18 protein-coding genes, 1 tRNA gene and 2 pseudogenes are annotated in these 18,948 nt (G+C 63.2%); 13 read left to right on the top strand and 8 right to left on the bottom strand.

Annotated elements, in window-relative coordinates; translation table 11 throughout:
* Positions 1–5 precede the first annotated feature (5 nt).
* From nusB to ACRECX_RS00095, 3 genes are all read left to right on the top strand, one after another.
* Positions 6–503 carry a transcription antitermination factor NusB gene (gene nusB / locus ACRECX_RS00105; RefSeq protein ID WP_431556775.1) on the top strand — a complete coding sequence of 166 codons (498 nt, stop codon included), beginning with the start codon at positions 6–8 and terminating at the stop codon, positions 501–503.
* Positions 496–1,515: a thiamine-phosphate kinase gene (thiL, locus tag ACRECX_RS00100; protein WP_431556774.1), complete on the top strand. Its 1,020-nt coding sequence runs from the start codon at positions 496–498 to the stop codon at positions 1,513–1,515. The genes nusB and thiL overlap by 8 nt, the downstream gene beginning before the upstream one ends.
* 195 nt (positions 1,516–1,710) lie before the next feature.
* Positions 1,711–3,834, top strand: a complete 2,124-nt coding sequence (locus ACRECX_RS00095) for a sodium-translocating pyrophosphatase (RefSeq protein ID WP_431556773.1) — start codon at positions 1,711–1,713, stop codon at positions 3,832–3,834.
* A gap of 22 nt (positions 3,835–3,856) precedes the next feature.
* Here ACRECX_RS00095 and ACRECX_RS00090 read toward each other — a convergent pair whose 3' ends face one another.
* Positions 3,857–4,360: an outer membrane protein assembly factor BamE gene (locus tag ACRECX_RS00090; protein ID WP_431556772.1), complete on the bottom strand. Its 504-nt coding sequence runs from the start codon at positions 4,358–4,360 to the stop codon at positions 3,857–3,859.
* A 98-nt stretch (positions 4,361–4,458) separates the two neighbouring features.
* Here ACRECX_RS00090 and ACRECX_RS00085 point away from each other — a divergent pair, with 98 nt between their 5' ends.
* From ACRECX_RS00085 to ACRECX_RS00055, 7 genes are all read left to right on the top strand, one after another.
* Positions 4,459–5,001 (top strand): ubiquinol-cytochrome C chaperone family protein, encoded by a 543-nt coding sequence (locus ACRECX_RS00085; protein ID WP_431556771.1) that lies wholly within the window; start codon positions 4,459–4,461, stop codon positions 4,999–5,001.
* On the top strand, positions 4,998–5,540 hold the full coding sequence (locus tag ACRECX_RS00080) for a YceD family protein (RefSeq protein ID WP_431556770.1): 543 nt from the start codon (positions 4,998–5,000) through the stop codon (positions 5,538–5,540). The genes ACRECX_RS00085 and ACRECX_RS00080 overlap by 4 nt, the downstream gene beginning before the upstream one ends.
* Before the next feature lie 125 nt (positions 5,541–5,665).
* Positions 5,666–6,709: a phosphate acyltransferase PlsX gene (plsX, locus tag ACRECX_RS00075; RefSeq protein WP_431556769.1), complete on the top strand. Its 1,044-nt coding sequence runs from the start codon at positions 5,666–5,668 to the stop codon at positions 6,707–6,709.
* 18 nt (positions 6,710–6,727) lie between these two features.
* Positions 6,728–7,705 (top strand): beta-ketoacyl-ACP synthase III, encoded by a 978-nt coding sequence (locus tag ACRECX_RS00070; RefSeq protein ID WP_431556768.1) that lies wholly within the window; start codon positions 6,728–6,730, stop codon positions 7,703–7,705.
* A 133-nt stretch (positions 7,706–7,838) separates the two neighbouring features.
* Positions 7,839–8,156: an integration host factor subunit alpha gene (locus tag ACRECX_RS00065; RefSeq protein WP_431556767.1), complete on the top strand. Its 318-nt coding sequence runs from the start codon at positions 7,839–7,841 to the stop codon at positions 8,154–8,156.
* A gap of 32 nt (positions 8,157–8,188) precedes the next feature.
* Positions 8,189–8,653 (top strand): MerR family transcriptional regulator, encoded by a 465-nt coding sequence (locus ACRECX_RS00060; protein ID WP_431556766.1) that lies wholly within the window; start codon positions 8,189–8,191, stop codon positions 8,651–8,653.
* A gap of 90 nt (positions 8,654–8,743) precedes the next feature.
* A tRNA-Pro gene (locus ACRECX_RS00055) sits at positions 8,744–8,821 on the top strand.
* A gap of 76 nt (positions 8,822–8,897) precedes the next feature.
* Here the strand turns inward: ACRECX_RS00055 and ACRECX_RS00050 are convergent.
* From ACRECX_RS00050 to ACRECX_RS00040, 3 genes and pseudogenes are all read right to left on the bottom strand, one after another.
* Positions 8,898–10,469 (bottom strand): calcium-binding protein, encoded by a 1,572-nt coding sequence (locus ACRECX_RS00050; RefSeq protein WP_431556765.1) that lies wholly within the window; start codon positions 10,467–10,469, stop codon positions 8,898–8,900.
* Between the two features lie 78 nt (positions 10,470–10,547).
* Positions 10,548–10,598, bottom strand: a pseudogene (locus tag ACRECX_RS00045) (hypothetical protein); the annotation flags it as partial.
* An 83-nt stretch (positions 10,599–10,681) separates the two neighbouring features.
* Positions 10,682–10,750, bottom strand: a pseudogene (locus ACRECX_RS00040) (hypothetical protein); the annotation flags it as partial.
* A gap of 250 nt (positions 10,751–11,000) precedes the next feature.
* On the opposite strand from ACRECX_RS00040, the gene ACRECX_RS00035 reads away from it, so the two are divergent.
* Together ACRECX_RS00035 and ACRECX_RS00030 are read left to right on the top strand one after the other, a co-directional pair.
* The gene (locus ACRECX_RS00035; protein ID WP_431556764.1) at positions 11,001–11,687 is read left to right on the top strand and encodes a response regulator; all 687 of its coding nucleotides are present in this window, start codon (positions 11,001–11,003) and stop codon (positions 11,685–11,687) included.
* A 15-nt stretch (positions 11,688–11,702) separates the two neighbouring features.
* Positions 11,703–13,004 (top strand): sensor histidine kinase, encoded by a 1,302-nt coding sequence (locus ACRECX_RS00030; protein ID WP_431556763.1) that lies wholly within the window; start codon positions 11,703–11,705, stop codon positions 13,002–13,004.
* Between the two features lie 27 nt (positions 13,005–13,031).
* Here the strand turns inward: ACRECX_RS00030 and ACRECX_RS00025 are convergent, their stop codons facing one another.
* From ACRECX_RS00025 to ACRECX_RS00010, 4 genes are all read right to left on the bottom strand, one after another.
* Entirely contained in the window at positions 13,032–14,276 is a 1,245-nt protein-coding gene (locus tag ACRECX_RS00025) for an O-antigen ligase family protein (protein WP_431556762.1), read from the bottom strand.
* A gap of 20 nt (positions 14,277–14,296) precedes the next feature.
* Complete coding sequence (locus tag ACRECX_RS00020; protein ID WP_431556761.1) at positions 14,297–15,844, bottom strand: undecaprenyl-phosphate glucose phosphotransferase; 1,548 nt, start codon at positions 15,842–15,844, stop codon at positions 14,297–14,299.
* Positions 15,845–15,980: 136 nt separating this feature from the next.
* The gene (locus ACRECX_RS00015; protein ID WP_431556760.1) at positions 15,981–17,150 is read right to left on the bottom strand and encodes a glycosyltransferase family 4 protein; all 1,170 of its coding nucleotides are present in this window, start codon (positions 17,148–17,150) and stop codon (positions 15,981–15,983) included.
* A gap of 45 nt (positions 17,151–17,195) precedes the next feature.
* Complete coding sequence (locus ACRECX_RS00010; RefSeq protein WP_431556759.1) at positions 17,196–17,834, bottom strand: polysaccharide biosynthesis/export family protein; 639 nt, start codon at positions 17,832–17,834, stop codon at positions 17,196–17,198.
* 167 nt (positions 17,835–18,001) lie between these two features.
* Here ACRECX_RS00010 and ACRECX_RS00005 point away from each other — a divergent pair.
* Positions 18,002–18,948, top strand: a 947-nt coding sequence (locus ACRECX_RS00005; protein WP_431556758.1) for a GumC family protein, incomplete at its 3' end; no start/stop codon positions are given.

The following is an 18,948-nucleotide window of genomic DNA, read 5'->3' as shown; positions in this document are numbered from 1 at the left end:
CCGCCATGGCCGCCCGCGGCGACACGCCAAATCGTGCGGCCTCCCGCAGTGCCGCGCGGCTCGCCGCCGTCCAGGCGCTCTACCAGATGGACATGACCGGAATCGACCTGAACGAGGTCGTCGCCGAGTTTGCGGCGCACCGTTTGGGCCAGGAGGTCGAGGGCGATCAATATTGTGACGCGGAGTTCGCCTTCTTCCGCAATCTCGTCGAGGGGGTGGTGCGCGATCAGCTGCAGCTCGACCCGCTGATCGACAAGCAGCTCGCCGAAGGCTGGCGGCTGACCCGCGTCGATTCCATCCTGCGCGCGATCTTACGCGCAGGCGCCTACGAACTCATCGCGCGTCCGGACGTTCCGGCCAAAGTCGTGATCACCGAGTATGTCGATATCGCCCACGCCTTCTTCGGCGAGGAGGAGCCCAAGGTCGTGAACGGCATCCTCGACCAGATCGGCCGCGCTGCACGGCCGAAGGAATTCGCGGTGCGCGGGGCCGGCAATGGCTAAGCGGACCGAACGCACCGCGACCAAGGGTGCCGACGAGTTCGACATCATCGCGCGCTATTTCGCCCCCCTTGCCAAGGACACTGCCGCTCTCGGGCTTCGCGACGACGCCGCCGTGCTCATGGTCTCCGAGGGGCATGAGCTCGTGGCGACCTGCGACACCATCGTCGAAGGCGTGCATTTCCTGAAAGATGACCCCGCGGACTCCATCGGCCACAAGGCTTTGGCGGTCAATCTTTCGGACCTCACGGCGAAGGGATCGCGCGGCTACGTCTACCTGCTCTCCTTGGCGCTGCCGCCCGATGTCTCGCCCGCATGGCTCGAGGGCTTCGCCTCGGGCTTGCGCGACATCCAGGACCGCACCGGCATCAGCCTGATCGGCGGCGACACCACCGCTTCGCCCGGACCCCTCACCATCACCATCGCCGCACTTGGTCTCGTGTCGCACGATCACGCCGTGATGCGGCTCGGCGCAAAGCCCGGGGACCGGCTCTATGTCAGCGGCACTATCGGCGATGCCTGTCTCGGGCTCCGGCTGCTGCGTGAGCCGGGGCTCGCCCCATCGTGGGCTCTGACGAAGAACGACGTCGCTTTCCTCGTCGAGGCCTATCGCCGTCCGGGCCCCAACAATGACCTCGCGGTTCTGGTCCGCAATTTCGCCCAAGCCGCCATCGACGTCTCCGACGGGCTGATCGGCGATATCGAGAAGCTTTGCAACGTCTCCCATGTGGGCGCCAGGATCGAGGCCGCGCGCGTGCCGTTCTCCGCCGCCGCCAGGAAGGCGCTTGCTCGAGAGCCGGGACTTCTCCCCGTGCTGATCACGGCCGGCGACGACTATGGGGTCGTGATGGCAGTCTCCGAGAGGAGTGCCGCTGATTTCGAATCGGAGGCGGGCGCCAAGGGAGCGGCGTTCACGCTGATCGGCGAGGTTGTTCCGGCCGGGGAGGGAATCGCCGTGCTCGACGGAGAGGGGCAGGCACTCAAGCTAAAACGCAAGGGATTCAGCCACTTCTAAGCGTGCTGAGCCAGCGTTAGGCCAAATTGCCGCTTAGAGAGGCAGTGTGTTGCGTCCGCCCCGCAACTTTGGCATTTTCCGCCGGGCTTAAGTCCACTCCCGGGGGCAACAAGGCCGCGGGCACCTTGCGTGTCACGCCTCTTGCGGTCGCGAACCCCCCTTTCCCAACGAGCCGACAAACGGGGACAGTCCGTCATGACCTGGGTTCTCTACCTCATCATTGCTTGCGGGGCGCTTTCCATCGCCTATGGCGTTTGGACCACCAGGGCCGTCCTCGCCTCGGACCCAGGCACGGCGCGCATGCAAGAGATCGCCGCCGCCATCCAGGAAGGGGCGCAAGCCTATCTCTCGCGCCAATACCAGGCCATCGGCTTGGTCGGGGTGGTCATCTTCGCCATCCTCGCTTATCTGCTCGGGATGGCACCGGCGATCGGCTTCGCCGTCGGCGCGGTGCTCTCCGGTGCTGCCGGCTATATCGGCATGAACGTGTCCGTGCGCGCCAACGTGCGGACCGCCCAGGCTGCGACCAAGAGCCTCGCCGACGGCTTGAGCCTCGCCTTCCGCGCCGGCGCCATCACCGGCCTCCTCGTCGCCGGGCTCGCTCTGCTCGGCGTCACCATCTATTTCCTCATCCTTACGCAGTTTCTCGGCTATAGCCCGGCCTCGCGCCAAGTTGTCGATGCGCTCGTCGCGCTCGGCTTCGGCGCCTCGCTGATCTCCATCTTCGCCCGTCTCGGCGGCGGCATCTTCACCAAGGGCGCCGATGTTGGCGGCGATCTGGTCGGCAAGGTCGAGGCCGGCATACCCGAGGACGATCCGCGCAACCCGGCCACCATCGCCGACAACGTCGGCGACAATGTCGGCGACTGTGCCGGCATGGCCGCCGACCTGTTCGAGACCTACGTGGTGACGGTCGTCGCCACCATGGTGCTCGCCTCCATCTACTTCGCCGGCGGTGAGGATCGCGTCGTGCAGATGATGATCTATCCGCTGGCCATCGGCGCCGTTTGCGTCATCACCTCGATCATCGGCACGTATTTCGTGCGGCTCGGCAAGAGCCAGTCGATCATGGGCGCGCTCTACAAGGGCGTCATCGCTACCGGGGTCCTGTCGCTCATCCTGCTGTGGCCGCTGACCGCCTGGCTGGTCGGCATGGATACGGTCATGACGGTGGGCGACGTGAGCTTCACCGGCCAATCGCTCTATCTCTGCGGCGTCGTCGGCCTCGTTGTCACGGCGCTGATCGTGGTCATCACCGAATATTACACCAGCACGAAGTTCAGGCCGGTGCACTCGATCGCCAAGGCGTCGGTGACGGGGCACGGCACCAACGTCATTCAAGGCCTTGCCGTATCCCTGGAAGCGACCGCGCTGCCGGCGCTGGTAATCATGGCGGGGATCATCGTCACCTATATCCTGGCCGGTCTGTTCGGCATCGCCATCGCCGTGACCACCATGCTGGCGCTGGCCGGCATGGTGGTGGCGCTTGACGCGTTCGGGCCGGTCACCGACAACGCCGGCGGCATCGCCGAGATGGCGGGCCTGCCCAAAGACATCCGCAAGACCACCGATGCGCTCGACGCCGTCGGCAACACCACTAAGGCGGTGACCAAGGGCTACGCCATCGGCTCCGCCGGCCTTGGCGCGCTCGTGCTGTTCGCGGCCTACACGGAGGATCTCAAATATTTCGCCGCGAATGCGGACAAGTTCCCTTATTTCGCCGGGGTCGACCCGACCTTCAGCCTGTCCAACCCCTACGTCGTGGTTGGTCTGTTTCTCGGCGGCCTCTTGCCGTATCTCTTCGGCGGCATCGCCATGACGGCCGTCGGCCGCGCCGGGTCTGCCATCGTCGAGGAAGTGCGCCGTCAGTTCAAGGAGAAGCCGGGCATCATGAAGGGCACTGAACGCCCCGACTATGGCCGCGCCGTCGACCTTCTCACACGCGCCGCCATCAAGGAGATGATCATCCCCTCGATGCTACCGGTCCTGTCACCGGTCATCTTCTATTTCGTGATCTACTGGATCGCCGGCAAGAGCGCGGCGTTCTCCGCGCTCGGCGCCATGCTGCTCGGCGTCATCGTCACTGGGCTGTTCGTTGCCATTTCCATGACGGCGGGCGGCGGGGCCTGGGACAACGCCAAGAAGTATATCGAGGACGGCCAATACGGCGGCAAGGGCTCGGAGGCGCACAAGGCGGCGGTGACCGGCGATACGGTGGGCGATCCTTACAAGGATACCGCCGGCCCCGCCGTGAACCCCATGATCAAGATCACCAATATCGTGGCGTTGTTGCTGCTCGCGGTGCTCGCCCACCAATAGGACGAAGCGTTCCCGGGTCTCGCTAGAGGCCCGGGCCCGGGATGCCGGTCGCGTTCTGCCGCTGGTCCTTGAACATCTGGCGGTTGGCGATGTTGCCGAACAGCTGCTCGAGCAAGGTGATGTCCTTGCCGCGGGCTGGCGTCTCGCCCTTATAGTAGTTGACCACAATGCCGTCCTTCAGTCCGTAGTGTGCGACCTGCTGAACACTCTGCGCGCCATCGAAATAGACGGCCACCACCTGACGGTCGATCTCCCGCGGCTTGAGGAAGGCGACGGTCTTCTGCGTCGTCGAAATGTAGTAGTAGGCGTCGCCGCCGATGGTGCTGGTCGTATCGGGCGAGCCAAGGACGGTCTGGACTTCGTCCTTCGACATGCCCGGCTGAATCTGGTCGAGGTCGATATCGATGAACACGTGTCCGTGCCGATCGATCTGTGCGCCACACGCCGTCAGCGCCACCGATGCAGTGGCAAGCAAGGCGAGCATGGGCAACGTAGCCCATACGGAAGCAGGCTTGACCTTGCGCAAGACTTGGACGTCCCCTCTTAGTGCCCGTAAGCGTCTTCGCGCCCCGCTCCGCTAAGCGGTTTGGAAGTGCTAAAAAACTAGACGAAATGGCCCCCACTTTGAAGCCCGTCGCCTCCCTGCTGCCTTGGCGCCGCAGAGATGCCCATGCCGACGAAATCTATGGCGCGATTGTGGCGCAGGCGCGGCTTCCCGTTTTCTATCAGGAGTTTGGCGTGCCTGACACCCTTGTGGGCCGGTTTACAGTGCTTTTGCTCCATCTGTTCGCCGTGTTGCACCGTCTGAATGATGGGGACAGTAAAGCGCGTAGCATGGGCCAGGCGCTTGCCGACCGGTTTACCGCCGACATGGAGACCGTGCTGCGGGAGATCGGGATCGGCGACCTCAGCATCCCGAAGAAGGTGAGGGGGCTCGCCGCTTCAAGCGCCGCCTTGTTGCAGGACTTCGAGGAGGCCCTTAAGCGGGGGGACGCGGCCTTCGCCGCCGCGATCGCCCGCTCGCTGCCCCTGGACGAGACGCAGGCTGACGCTGTAAGCGGACGCTTGGTACCCTATGTAAAGAGGATCGTTCGGCACTTGGAGCACGAGCCTCTCCAAGATATCTGCGCCGGCGAGCTGAAGTTTCCGAAGGTAGAATCCGCGTGAGCAAGGACGTTGAAACCCCGCCGCTGTCGCGGAAAGTCCGCGCGGCCGACATCGAGGAGAACGTTCCGCTCGCCATCGATGCCACGCGGGCCGAGATGACATCCATCGCCGCCCTGCTCGGGCTCGCGTCCCTCGACAATCTCAACCTGGACTATCGGCTGCGTCTTGGCGGGCAGGGCCGTGTTCAGCTGACCGGCAGGCTCAAAGCGAACGTCACCCAAACCTGTGTCGTATCGCTCGACCCCATCGAAGCCAGCATCGACGTCCCGGTTGCCGTCGAGTTCTGGCCCGCGCCGTTGATCGCCGATCTCGAGAGCAGGGTCGAGGACCCCAGACAGTCGGGCCTTCTCGATTGGCCTGAGGCCATCGTCGATGGAACGCTCGACCTCGGACCGGTAATCTACGAGACTCTGGCCACGGCGCTCGATCCTTATCCGAAACGGGAGGGGGCGAGCTTCGAATGGTCGCAAGGAGGGGTAGAGCCCGAAGACGGCGAAAGCGGCCCATTTGCCGCCCTGAAGCAACTCAAGGAGCCCTAGGGGCGCGAAACCCTGCGGCAGATTACGGTTGTCACTAGCGGCCTTTTAAGTCTATTCGGGTTTCGTTTCCGGGGGTTGCCGCGGCGTGACCGCTGCAGGGTAACGTCTTCCTGATCGGTAAGGAAATGGGTGCTCCAGTCACCATAGCGCTTGACGCCATGGGCGGGGACCACGGTCCAAGCGTGGTCATTCCGGCTGCCGCCATTGCCCTCGTCCGGCACCCCGGAATGCGCTTCATCCTTGTCGGCGATGCGGCGAAGATCGAGCCCGAGCTTGCTGCCCACCCCACACTCGCCGGCAAGACGGAGGTCGTTCACACCGATATCGCCATTGCCATGGACGCAAAACCAAGCCAAGCGCTGCGCCGCGGCCGCTGGAAATCGAGCATGTGGCTCGCCATCGAGGCGGTGCGCGACGGCCGCGCCGCCGCCGTCGTGTCGGCTGGCAATACCGGCGCGCTCATGGCCATGGCGAAGTTCTGCCTGAAGACGATCCAAGGGGTCGACCGGCCGGCCATTGCCGCCATCTGGCCCACCGTCAATGCCGAGTGCATCGTGCTCGATGTCGGCGCTAATGTCGGCGCCGATTCCCGCCAGCTGGTCGAGTTCACTCTCATGGGAGCGGCCATGGCCCGCGCCCTATTCGGCATGGAAAAGCCCTCGGTCGGCCTTCTGAATATCGGCGTTGAGGAAGTGAAAGGCGTGGAGGAGATCAGGAACGCAGGGGCTGTCCTGAAAGAAGCGCCGCTTCCCATCCGCTATAGCGGCTTCATCGAGGGTGACGATATCGGGCACGGCGTGGTCGACGTGGTCGTAACCGACGGCTTTACCGGGAACATCGCCTTGAAGACCGCCGAGGGAACCGCTAAGCAGATCGGCGAGTATCTACGCGCCGCCATGGGGCGCTCGTTCCTTGCTCGACTAGGAGCTGTTCTGGCGCAAGGCGCCTTCCGCGCCCTCAAGGAAAAGATGGATCCGCGCCAGTTGAATGGTGGCATTTTCCTTGGGTTGAATGGCATCGTCGTTAAAAGCCACGGTGGAACCGACGCCACGGGCTTTGCGAGCGCCATCGATCTCGCCTACGAGATGGCGTCGAGCGGTGTGGTCGAACGTCTTGGGAGCGATGTCGCCCATTTCCACACCAAGCTGGAGCTTGAAGGTGCGGCGTAGGCTTTGGAGTGGACGGCGTTGAGCACGTTGCGGTCAGTGGTCAAGGGCGTTGGCGGATATCTGCCCAAGCGGGTCGTCACCAATGACGACCTGGCCCAGCTCATCGATACCTCCGACGAGTGGATCGCGGCGCGGACCGGCATCAGAGAGCGCCGCATCGTCGCCGACGATGAGCTGACCTCCACGATGGGCGTGGCGGCGGCAAGGGCCGCCCTCGGCAATGCGGGGCTCGAGGCGAAGGACATCGATCTCATCATCCTCGCAACCTCGACCCCCGATCAGACCTTCCCGGCCACTGCCGTGACCATCCAGGCCGAGCTTGGCATCAACCATGGCGCCGCGTTCGACATCCAGGCCGTCTGCTCCGGCTTCGTGTTCGCTTTAGCCACGGCCGATAACTATCTGAAGGGAGGCCAATTCAAGCGCGCGCTGGTGGTCGGCTCGGAGGCCTTCTCGCGCATTCTCGACTGGCAGGATCGATCCACCTGCGTCCTGTTCGGCGATGGCGCGGGCGCGGTCGTCGTGGAGGCGCAGAAATTGAACGGCGCCATGAGCGATCGGGGCATTCTCGCGGCCTGCTTGCGCTCGGACGGGCGCTATCGCGACAAGCTTTATGTGGACGGTGGACCGTCCTCGACCGGGACTGTGGGCCACGTCCGCATGGATGGCCCCGAGGTATTTCGTCATGCGGTGACCAAGATCAGTGAAGTGATCGGCGACACGCTGGACCAAGCCGGCTATCAAGCGTCCGATATCGATTGGTTTGTACCGCACCAAGCTAACAAGCGCATCTTGGACGGAGCGGCAAGGAAACTTGGGTTAGACCCCGAGCGCATTGTCATTACAGTCGATAAGCATGCCAATACCTCGGCCGCCTCGATACCACTTGCCCTCAATGCGGCGTGCGCCGACGGCCGCATCAAGCAGGGTGATCTCGTGCTCTTGGAGGCCATGGGCGGGGGATTCACCTGGGGAGCGTTGCTAATTCGCTGGTGAGTGCCGCTTATGTCACACCTCGCCGGAATATGACGCAATATCAGGAATTTGATTGTACCGGAGATTGACCGCTCAACACCCGCTCGGCTAGCATCTTGGTTCGTCCCGCGACTTTGGGGGAGCCGTACGCACGATGAGCGGGAAGACATTAACGCGCGCTGACCTAGCGGAAGCCGTGTTTCAGAAGGTTGGTCTGCCTCGGAACGAATCCGCCGAGATCGTGGAGCTTGTGCTCCGCGAGATTGTGGCGAGCCTCGAGCGCGGAGACCCGGTAAAGTTGTCGTCGTTCGGCTCGTTCGGCATTCGCGACAAGGGTCAGCGCATCGGACGCAACCCGAAGACCGGGCAGGAAGTTCCAATCACGCCACGACGCGTGCTCGTGTTCCGCGCAAGCAACATCATGAAGCAGCGCATCAACGAGGCGCTGTCGCGGAGAAAGGCGGCCGAGTAGGCTTGGGTGTTTTGACGCCAGGAGGACGAGCGTTGGAGAAGGCGCCCGAGGCGTTTCGCACGATCAGCGAAGTCGCTGATGAGTTGGAAGTCCCGAAGCATGTGCTTCGATTTTGGGAAGCCAAGTTCGCCCAGCTCAAACCGATGAAGCGAGGCGGCGGCCGCCGCTACTACCGGCCCGAGGACGTGGCGCTTCTGCGCGGAATTCGCTTTCTGCTCTACGACGACGGCTACACCATTCGCGGGGTCCAGAAGATCTTGCGGGAGCAAGGGCCGCGTTTCGTCATGGACTACCGGGGCCTTGCGGAGGAGGCGGATGATGCCGACGACGACATGCCCCGCTTGCGCGATATCCCGGACGTCGCCGCGGAAGCGGCGCAGAGCGGCGGGCGGGCACGGCACGCTCCGCGTAAGCTGCATGAAGACACGCTGGACGCCGTGCTCGAGGAAATCGAGACGTGCCAGCGCCTTCTTGCCGCCGCCGATGCCAAGGACTAGCGTCCTCACCAAGGCTTGGCACCAAGGCCTGCTTTGGCTTGTCTCAGCGGCCCGAACGAGTATATGCAAGTCTCCTGATCATCGAGACGTCGGAGCGTAGCGCAGCTCGGTTAGCGCACCGGTCTGGGGGACCGGGGGTCGGGAGTTCAAATCTCCCCGCTCCGACCACTTCCTTCGGAGCCTCCGGGACCGAGCCGCGACAGCGGCGGCCGCGGGGCGACCCGCGGCGCCACTACCTCGGCGACTAGAAGAACGAGAAATCGTCGCCGTTCAGATCTCCGAGCGCGACGTTGCGAAGCGTGATGATGTTGGCCGGGTCGGCCGTTATCACCACGTCATTCTCCACTTGGGCACTCGCCGCAAGCAGAGCATTGAAGTCTGCGAAGAGCGCGTCGTCGATCGCAATTGTGTCCCCTGGACCTGCACCTGCCTGAAAATCCGTGATTGTGTCTTGGCCAAAGCCGGCCACAAAAGTGAACGTATCGTTGCCGGTCCCCCCCGTCATCGTGTCTTTGCCGACCCCGCCCCTAAGCGTGTCATTACCACCACCGCCGTCGAGGATGTCATTGCCATTGCTCCCGTCGAGGACGTTGGCCAATTCGTTTCCAATCAGTGTGTCGTTCCCATCGCCGCCGATCACGTTCTCCACGCTCGAAATGCGGTCGCCCTGTGCATCGCCTCCCTTACCGATGGTCTCCGCACCGCCGACTCCCAGTGTCACCGTCACAGCAGCCCCAGAGCCCGCGTAGCTCAGCGTGTCGATTCCGGCGAGACCCTCGATTACATCGGCGCCCCTGCCACCGATCAACAGATCATTGCCCAGCCCGGCTCGAAGCGCGTCCTTACCATCGCCGCCAATCAGGGTGTCGTTGCCATCGCCGCCAATCAGCGTATCGTTCCCGGCACCGCCCTCCATCGTGTCATCACCGCCGAGACCTTGGAAGAAGTCACTGCCCCCTCCGCCAATCATTGTGTCGTGGCCTTCGCCGCCGAGCAGAACGTCGTTACCGGCGCCGCCGATCAGAGTGTCGTTTCCGATTCCGCCAAGGAGTGTATCCTTGCCGGCACCGCCCTCAAGTCTATCGTCGCCATCTTGGCCGCCTTGGAGGAAGTCATCGCCATCACCGCCCCTTAGTGTGTCATGACCAAAGCCGCCCAACAGGATGTCATCGCCTGCGCCACCGTAGACAGTGTCGTTATCCGTGCCGCCGTCGATATAGTCGTTGCCCGATCCACCGAAGATTACGTCGCTTCCCAGATTGCCCAGCAACGTGTCGTTACCGGCGCGGCCCTTGAGCGTATCGTTGCCCATGCCGCCATCGACAAAGTCGTTGCCGTTGCCGCCGTCAAGAATGTTGGCGAGTTCATTCCCGGTAAGCACATCGTCGCCGCCACTGCCGATCAAGTTCTCGACAGCCGAAATCCGATCGTCTTGTGCGTCGCCACCTTGACCGACAGTTTCAATTCCGCCCGCACCTAACCGCACGCGTACCGGAGCTTGTGAATTGGCATAGCTTAGAGTGTCGTTGCCGTCTCCTCCTTCGATGATGTCGACGCCACGGCCCCCTATGAGCGTGTCATCGCCATCGCCCCCAAGAAGGGTGTCGTTGCCCGAGCCGCCTTTGAGTATGTCGTGACCTTCGCCGCCATCGATGACATCGGCACCGGCGCCTCCTGCGAGGACGTTGGCCAGCTCATTGCCCGTCAGTACGTCGTTGCCGTTACCACCCAGTAGGTTCTCGATGTTGGTGATCCGATCACCCTTGGCATGACCACCCTGGCCTAGGGTCATCTGCCCGCCGACTCCGAGCGTCACGTTCACCGCTCCCCGTGAGCCGGCATAGCTCAACGTGTCGTTGCCCTTACCGCCGTCGATGAGGTCTGCGCCGCTACCCCCGATTAGGTGGTCGCTGCCGAGGCCGCCCCGAAGCGTGTCGTTCCCAGCACCGCCGAGGAGAACATCGTCGCCCTTGCCCCCTCGAGTACATCGTTACCTCGGAGCCCCGCGAGTTTGTCGTCGCCACCGAGTCCGAAGATGCGGTCGGATTTTTTGCTTCCGGTCAAAACGTCGTCGCCGGATGAACCCCTGAGTCGCATGAACGCCCTCCCATGTTTTCTCTTTTGAGATATCAACTTGAGGAGGAGCGGTTGCTCGCGTTTTGCTGGGCGGTAAAGTTGCGTAAAGTGAACATCAAGCGGTGCCTCGCGCAGGAGCAGGAGTGCCACTCGACTTTACAAAACTTTGCATTGCCGAACCCCGCTTCGGCCGCCGGAACACTTGCTCGTTGCGGCCGCTTGAACGACACTGTCGCGGTTTCAGTCTGCTAGGTCGCGAGGTAGTGGGCCCGTGACGGAGAGAATTCTCTTGATCGAGGACGACGCGCGTCTTGCTGAGATGCTTTGCGATTATCTCGGAGGAGCGGGATTCCGCGTTGCCCACGCGCTCAATGCGACCTCCGGAATAGCCCGACACAGCCACGATGCTTTCGATGCGATCGTGCTGGATTTGATGTTGCCCGACATGGATGGACTTGAGGTTTGTCGGCAAGTGCGCGGTAAGTCGGCGACGCCAATTCTCATTCTAACCGCTCGCGGAAATGCGCTGGATCGCATCATAGGCCTAGAGACAGGGGCCGATGACTACCTGCCGAAACCTTTCGAGCCGCGCGAGTTGCTGGCCCGCCTCAAGGCGGTTTTGAGACGGGGCAAGAATGCAGACACGCTCAACGTATTACGTTTCGGACGGCTCGAGATCGATCCCGGGGCGCGTGAGGTTCGCATTGACGGAAACACCAGAGCACTCACCGGCTATCAGTTCGATCTGCTTTTAGCCATGGCGCGCCGCCCGGGCCAGGTGATGACACGCGATGTTCTCATGGACCTTCTCAAGGGGGAGGCGCTAGAGGCGTTCGACCGGTCGATCGACGTCCACATCTCTCGCATCCGTGTTGCCATCGAGGACGATGTCAAGAGGCCTCGCCGCGTCATCACCGTGCGGGGAGCAGGCTATGTGTTCACACGACATCAGGATTGACCGATCTAACAGTGCATGAAGCGGCTTTCCTATCAGATATATCTGACGATCCTGATTAGCCTCATCCTTGTCCTGAGTGCTGCCGCAGCCCTGTGGCGGCCGATTGGTGGCGAGTCTACGGCGGAGCAAGCGTTTGTGTTAGCAGGGCGACTTGTCGGTTCGGCATTGCCGCTTGCAGACGCAGACCCATCATTGCAGCGACAGGCCATAGAGCAAATTTCCGCAAGGCTTGGATTGGATATGTCTTTGTTCGATGCTGATATGCGAGTAATCGGGGCCGCCGGCCGTCAGTTGCCGCCTCCAAAGGAGGTTCATGACTTTGGGGGGCGGTTCCAAGGACCCGACGGGCCGGCCTTGGCGATCCGGCTTCCGGATGCACGCTGGATTGTGGTGCAAGGACCCTCGTCGCTGCGTTCGCGTGCCCAATGGCGGTTTGCGTTGTTGGGTTGTTTCGTCGGCGTGATTGCGGTCCTCTGCTATCCGATCGTTCGCCGTTTGACGCGCAATCTTGAGCGTTTGCAGGTCGCGGTAAAATCGCTTGGTGCTGGCAACTTTACGACGCGGGTAAATGTAGAGGGCCATGACGAGGTGGCGCAACTTGGAGAAAGCTTCAATCAAGCCGCTGCAAAAATTGAGCAGCTCGTCGACGCGCATAAGCTCTTGCTTGCAAATGTGTCGCATGAACTCAGAACGCCCCTGTCGCGCCTTCGCTTGAGTGTAGAGTTGCTCAAGGGGTCGGCGGATCCAAAGCGCAAAGCTGACTTCGAGAATGACATCGCAGAGGTAGATGCATTAATTGAACAGATTCTACTTTTGAGTCGGCTCGATGCGTTGAAAGAGCTCGACATTCATGAGGACATTGACCTTCTGGCGCTGGCAGCTGAGGAGGGCGCCCGCTACGAAGATTGTTCGGTTTGCGGTGAGCCATGCTTTGTGCGCGGAGACCCAACGCTGCTACGCAGAATGATCCGAAACCTCTTGGAAAATGCGCGGCAGCATGGCAGTCCTCCAATCAAGCTCGAAGTACGTCCCAGTGCCTCGAATGTGATCTTGGCCATGCACGATCACGGCCCGGGCGTACCCGCCGCCGACCAGGAGCGGGTTTTTTCGCCGTTCTACCGCGTGCCCGGAACACAAGCGTGTGGGGCCGGCCTAGGTCTCGCGCTTGTGCGCGAAATTGCGCGACAGCATGGCGGCGAAGTTATGTGGGTACCGGACGAACATCACTCAAGTGCGATCCAGGTAACTATGCCCGCCGAGCGGCGCCCTTGCCAGAAGAGCAAGAATACTGGTCACGCTCAAACCGTCGGCGCGTGAGAGTAAAGGCGAGATGCCGAAAACCCGTCAGCGCAGCTCCGGCGACCGCGCCAGCGCCATCCCCCAGATCATCGCCATGATGAGATAGAAGTGCCGCCAATGGTCTGTGTCGATCACCAGGCCCTCGATCGCCATGCCGATGAAAGCGGCGACGAGGACGGCGCTGACGCCATCGCCGCCGCGATCCCTGATCACGAGCTGCAGCCCGAGCACCAGCGTTGCCAACACCAGAAAGATATAGAGCGTGCCGCCGATCCATCCGGTGTTGAGGAACATGTTGAGATAGACCTCGTGCACGTCCTCGTTGTGATGCACGCGCCCAAACTCGAGGGCTCCGATGCCGAGCGGATGGGTCATGACCAGCTCCGCCGCCTTCCTCTGCCCGCCGAACCGGCCTTCCGGCCCGACGTCGTAGGACTGTTCCAAGGTGGCGCGCTCGCCCATGATCTCGGCCACTTTGGGGATGCTCTGCGCCACCACAAGGACGCCGACGGCGCACACGCCGGCGATCACCATCGCGAGCACGAGCTTGATGCGCTCGCGATTGGTTGCCGCAATCACAAAGATGAAGAAGCTGAAGGCGGCAAGCGACACGAACAGGTTCAGCCAGGCGCCGCGCGAGAAGCTGAGCAACGTGCCGAGCAGGAGAAGCGGCAGCGCCAGCGCCCAGAAGCTTCCGCGCACGAAGCGGGCGGTGAGCACGACGTTAAAGGCATAGAGCAGGGTCGGCACGAGGAACGCGCCGAGCACGTTGGGATCCTTGAACGTGCCGCGGGCGCGGCCGAACTCCGTGAACAGGTCGTAGAGCCCCGGCACGAGATCGAAATAGCCGATGAGCGCCGCCATCGCCGCAACGAGTGCCGCGACCATATAGGCCGACATGATCAGCCGGACGTTTGCCTCCGGCTTGTGCGCGACAAACGCCGCCATGACGACGGAGGAGAGCGCCAGGTAGAGCGTGACGGCGACGTGAGTCGCCGGGATGCCGAGAACGCCTGCTTGAGTCGTGGCGACAAAACCGCCGGCGACGATGCCGCAAAGCAGCGTGAGATAGACGGCAAGCCCGCGTGTGAAGGGCGCAAGACCGACCAGCGGCAGCAGGATCACGGCGCCGATCATCAGCGCGTCGTAAGGTGCCGGTTCGAAGTAGACCACGCCGCTAATGGCGATGGTGATCCAGAGATAGACAAGCGCGAGCCGCTTGACGCCGGGACTTGCCTGCCGTTTCGAACGAGAGACCGCTCCGTCGACGGCGTCGTAGGTTACGGCCATACTCAGAAACCGCCCTTTTCCTAGTAGGCGTTGTCGCCCTTGAGCAGGGCGAAGGGCGTCATCAGCAGGATGTAGAGGTCGAAGGTCACCGACCAGTTCTCGATGTAGTAGAGGTCGTGTTCGACCCGCCGCAGGATCTTCTCGTGCGTGTCGGTTTCGCCGCGCCAGCCGTTGATCTGGGCCCACCCGGTGACCCCTGGCTTGACCCGGTGCCGCGCGAAATAGCCGTCGACCGCGTCGGCGTAGAGCTTGTCCGCGGCTTTGGCCTTGAGCGCGTGCGGCCGCGGCCCGACGAGGGAAAGATTGCCCTTCACCACGTTGAAGAATTGCGGCAGCTCGTCGAGGCTCGTCCGGCGCAAGAAACGGCCGACCCGGGTGACCCGGGGGTCGTTTCTGGTGACGAGCTTGTTCCCTTCGGCGTCGGTCTTGCTCGTGTACATGGTGCGGAATTTGTAGACGTCGATCAGCTCGTTATTGAAGCCCTGGCGCTTCTGCCGAAACAGCACGGGGCCCGGTGAATCGAGCTTGATGGCGAGCGCAATGGCCGCCATGAGCGGCCCAAGGACGATGAGGGCAAGCGTGGCGACGATCTTGTCGAACAACCACTTCTTGACGTAGTCCCAGTCGGCGATCGGCTTGTCGCTGATGTCGATGAACGGCACGTTGCCGATGTATGAGTAGGTGCGCGGCCGGAAGCGCAGCTTGTTGGTGTGCGCAGACAACCTTATGTCGACCGGCAGCACCCACAGCTTCTTCAGGAGCTGAAGCAGGCGCTTCTCGGCAGTCACCGGCAGCGACACAATGAGCAGGTCGAGGCGCGAGCCGCGGGCGAAGTCCACCAATTCGTCGATATTGCCAAGCTTCGGGTATCCGGCCACCAGCGGTGAGACCCGGTCGTTGCCCCGGTCGTCGAAAATGCCGACGATGCGGATGTCGGTGTCGGCGGAAGCTTCCAGTGCCTTGATGAGTTGTTCCGCCTCGGGGCCGCCGCCGACGATCACCGCACGGCGATAAAGACGGCCTTCCTTGACCCACCGCTTGGCCATGAACGACAGGGCGAGCCGCTCGCCGAACAATGCGAACAGCGCCGTGGCGTACCAGCTCGCGATCCACACGCGGGAGAAGTCGGCGCCGACCTTGCCGAAGAAGGCGAGCGCCATCATCCCGGCCATCACCATGGTCCACGCCAATACGATTTTGGTGAAACTTCTGACGAACACGCGGAAGGCGGGCAGGCGATAGAGATCTAGCGCCTGGAGGATCAGCGTGTTGGCGGTCGCTGCGATGAGCACGGCGCCGAGATAGACGATGTGCACGCTCTCGCCGTCATGTTCCACATAGGCGAGGTAGATGGCAAAGCCGAGCACGGCCACGAGCAGGAACTCGACCATGCGCACGGCACCGGACACGACGATCGGCGGCAAGAGATTGAGCTTGCCGCCGCGGCGGATCTCGGCCAGCGGCGGCCGTGGTGCGCGGCGCCGCTCGGGGAACGACACACCCGATTTGCCACGCGCGCGCGGCGGGACGAGGCCTTCCTGCGTCGGAATCGCTTCGGTTTTGTCCATCCGTCTTCGACCCCGAGTCCGGCCCACCCGGCCGGGCGATGAGCGCGCGAGAGCGCAATCCGGCCATCATCATGGCACGCGAGCCTTTTGGATGCGTGAAGCGGTGCGGGGACGGAAGGCTGTGCTTAACCTATGGTTAAGAGGCCGTTGCGGGGCTGAGTTCCGGGAGCTTGTGGATGCCGGCGCCGAGGTCGGCGATATAGAAATCGACCACCTCGCGTGTCATCGCCTCGACGGTGAAGTGCTGGGCGACATATTTCTGGAGCTCCGCCGCCCGCACGAGGAACGGCTTGGGGTCGGCGAGGAAGGCGCGCAATTGACCGGCGAGCGCGTCGACGTCGCCCGGCGGGATCAGGGGCATGGGCACATTGCCCATGATCTCCGGGATGCCGCCGACATTGGTGGCGATCAGCGGCATCTGCGCCGCCGCCGCCTCGAGCACGATATAGGGGAACGACTCCGCGCGGCTCGGCACCACGACACAGCGGGCACGAACGAAGGCCGTGCGCGCCGGCTGCGGCCCGGAGAACACGACCCGCTGGCCGAGGCCGAGCTTGCGGGCGAGCCGCTTGAACGATTTCTCATCGGGGCCGCTGCCGACAATGATCGCCCGGCCCGGGAAGATGGTCTGGTGCGCGGCGAGCGCCTCGAGGAACACATCGACCCCCTTCAGCTTGCGCAGCTCGCCGATGAACACGAAGTCCGCCGCATCGTCCGCAAGCAGAGACTCGTAGAACTCGTGACGGTAAAGACCGTTGGGGATGACCCGCGCGGGGCAGGGCGGGTGCCCGACCATCTCGGCATAGCGATTGCCGGCGAACACGCTCTCGAAGATGATCCCGTCGGTCAGCCGCGCGAGCTTGCGCTCGGCCATGAGGTAGAGCCGGCCCGTGGGCGTCGACGGCGAGTAGTGCAGCACGCCGCCATGGGGCGTGTAGACCACCTTGGTCCCCTTGCGCCGGCGGAGCTTGCGACCGGCGAGGCGGGCATACGCGCCACCTTTGGCGCCATGGCCGTGCAACACATCGACATCCAGTTTGCCGGCGATCTTGGCGATCTTTCGATAGGTGCGCCAGTCGTTCAGGCCAATCTGGCGGATCATGGGAATGCGCGTGACGCCAAGCGCGCAATTGTCGGCAAGCCGGCTCAGCGCCACGGCGAGCTCGTCGCCGCCGCCGTGGGAATCGCAGATGACGCCGACCTCGGCCCCGAGTTCTGCCTGGCCGATGGCGAGATCGTGCACATGGCGGAAGAGACCGCCTACCGGCGCGCGCAAGACATGAAGGATGCGAAAATTAGAGCTCACGAGACCCGTGATAAGGCGCGAGGGCTGAAGGTTCCCGTGAGAGCTTTAGAAGATGCGTTCGAGGACGTAAATAGTGTCGCCTGGCTGGACTGGGTAGTCGGTTGGGACCATGACGGTTGACATGACGCCGCCGAACCGCCTGGTGAGGCGGACGAAGCGCTGCTTGGCGCGTTCGGTATAGCCTTCGGCGATGGCGACGGCGGCCTCCACGCTCATGGCGTTGACATAGGCGTATTGTCCCGGCTTGTTGACCTCGCCCAGGATGAAGAACGGGCGGTAGGTCTCGACCTCGACGGTGACCTTTGGGTCCTTGATGTATTTCTGCTTGAGGTCGGCGGCGATCTCGCTTGCGAGCTCGAAGGTGGTGAGGCCGCGGGCGCTGACCGCGCCGATCAGCGGCATGGCGACGCGCCCTGAGCCGTCGACGCTATAGACGCGGGAGAGGTTGTCCTGGCCGAACACGATGATCCTGACCTTGTCGCCGGAATCGAGGGTGTAGGTCTCGTTGGGGATGACGGGAACGCCCGGGGGGCTTGAGCCGGCGCCTGCCGGGAAAGCTTCGCCCGGGGCGGGCAGCGGCGCGGGGGTGGAGAGCGCGAAGTCCGGGGTCGTTAACCCAGGGATCGAGCGCATCTTGCAGCCGCCGAGGCATGCGGCCGACACTGCCAGCAGCAGAAATGCCAAACGGGCGAACCGAACGCTTGTGAGACCCCACATGGCTCGAAGCTAAGGCCGCATGGTTAACGAATGCTGAGCATGCGTCTCGAAGCGGCGCGGCGCTTAAGCCTTTGGTTACGGCGATCTGCGTTAATGCGCCTTAAGCGCCGCGCGTATCCGGAGTTCCGCCTGAAGTGAGCAAGTCCCGAACAGACGATCCGGCAGGAGACGACGTCGACCTTGCCAGCCTGGGGCTCGCGCTGTGGCGGGCCAAAGGCTGGATCTTGGGCCTCGTGCTCTTGGCCGGGGTCGGCACCTTCATCGGCCTCTCTATGGTGCGGCCGCTCTACACCTCCGAAGCCCGCATCCTCATCCAGAACGAGGAATCGGCGTTCACGCGGCCGACCACCGATCAAGGCCGCGACCCGGCGCGGGTGGCGCTCGACGAGCAGGCGGTCCTGAGCCAGGTGCAGGTGCTGTCCTCGCGCGACCTCATCCTGCAGGTGGTCAAGGACCTCGATCTCACCAACAACGCGGCCTTCGCCAAGGACGCAGGGCAGCCCTTGATGCGGCGCCTCCTGGGCCGCTTCGGGCTGATGCGCGGCAGCCCTGAGAGCGAGGAGGAGCGGGCGGCGACCGCGCTCGCCGACCATCTCGACGTGTTCCAGCTCACGAAGTCGAGCGTGATCGCCATCGAGTACAGCTCGGGCGATCCGGGGCTTGCCGCCGAGATCGCCAATCAGCTCGCCGACGTCTATATCGGCTGGCAGCGCACCGCCAAGATCGCCCAGACCAAGGACGCCACCGCCTGGCTCAAGGACCAGATCGAGGTGCTGCGCGCCAAGGTGGCGGAATCGGAAGAGGCGGCGGAGACGTTCCGCGCCAGCGAAGGCCTCTATGCCGGCTCCAACAACGTCACCTTGAACGCCCAGCAGCTCTCCGAGCTCAACAGCCAGCTGATCCTCGCCGAGGCGCAGAAGTCCGAAGCGGAGGCGAGGGCCAAGCTGATCAAGCAGATGCTCGCCGACAAGGGCGACATCGACGCCACCCCCGAAGTGCTCAAGTCGCAGCTCGTCATCAATCTGATCGAGCAGCGTGTGCTGGTGCAGCGACAGCTCGCCGAATTGTCGGCGACGCTTCT

Source organism: Methyloceanibacter sp. (assembly GCF_050726195.1).
Classification (GTDB): domain Bacteria; phylum Pseudomonadota; class Alphaproteobacteria; order Rhizobiales; family Methyloligellaceae; genus Methyloceanibacter.
This window is presented reverse-complemented; position numbering and strand designations above follow the sequence as displayed.

Bases quoted from the DNA above. Each gene is read 5' to 3' on its own strand.
- ACRECX_RS00020 (WP_431556761.1), bottom strand. From the start codon at position 15,844: ATGGACAAAACCGAAGCGATTCCGACGCAGGAAGGCCTCGTCCCGCCG.
- thiL (WP_431556774.1), top strand. From the start codon at position 496: ATGGCTAAGCGGACCGAACGCACCGCGACCAAGGGTGCCGACGAGTTC.
- ACRECX_RS00065 (WP_431556767.1), top strand. From the start codon at position 7,839: ATGAGCGGGAAGACATTAACGCGCGCTGACCTAGCGGAAGCCGTGTTT.
- nusB (WP_431556775.1), top strand. From the start codon at position 6: ATGGCCGCCCGCGGCGACACGCCAAATCGTGCGGCCTCCCGCAGTGCC.
- ACRECX_RS00025 (WP_431556762.1), bottom strand. From the start codon at position 14,276: ATGGCCGTAACCTACGACGCCGTCGACGGAGCGGTCTCTCGTTCGAAA.
- plsX (WP_431556769.1), top strand. From the start codon at position 5,666: ATGGGTGCTCCAGTCACCATAGCGCTTGACGCCATGGGCGGGGACCAC.
- ACRECX_RS00095 (WP_431556773.1), top strand. From the start codon at position 1,711: ATGACCTGGGTTCTCTACCTCATCATTGCTTGCGGGGCGCTTTCCATC.
- ACRECX_RS00030 (WP_431556763.1), top strand. From the start codon at position 11,703: ATGAAGCGGCTTTCCTATCAGATATATCTGACGATCCTGATTAGCCTC.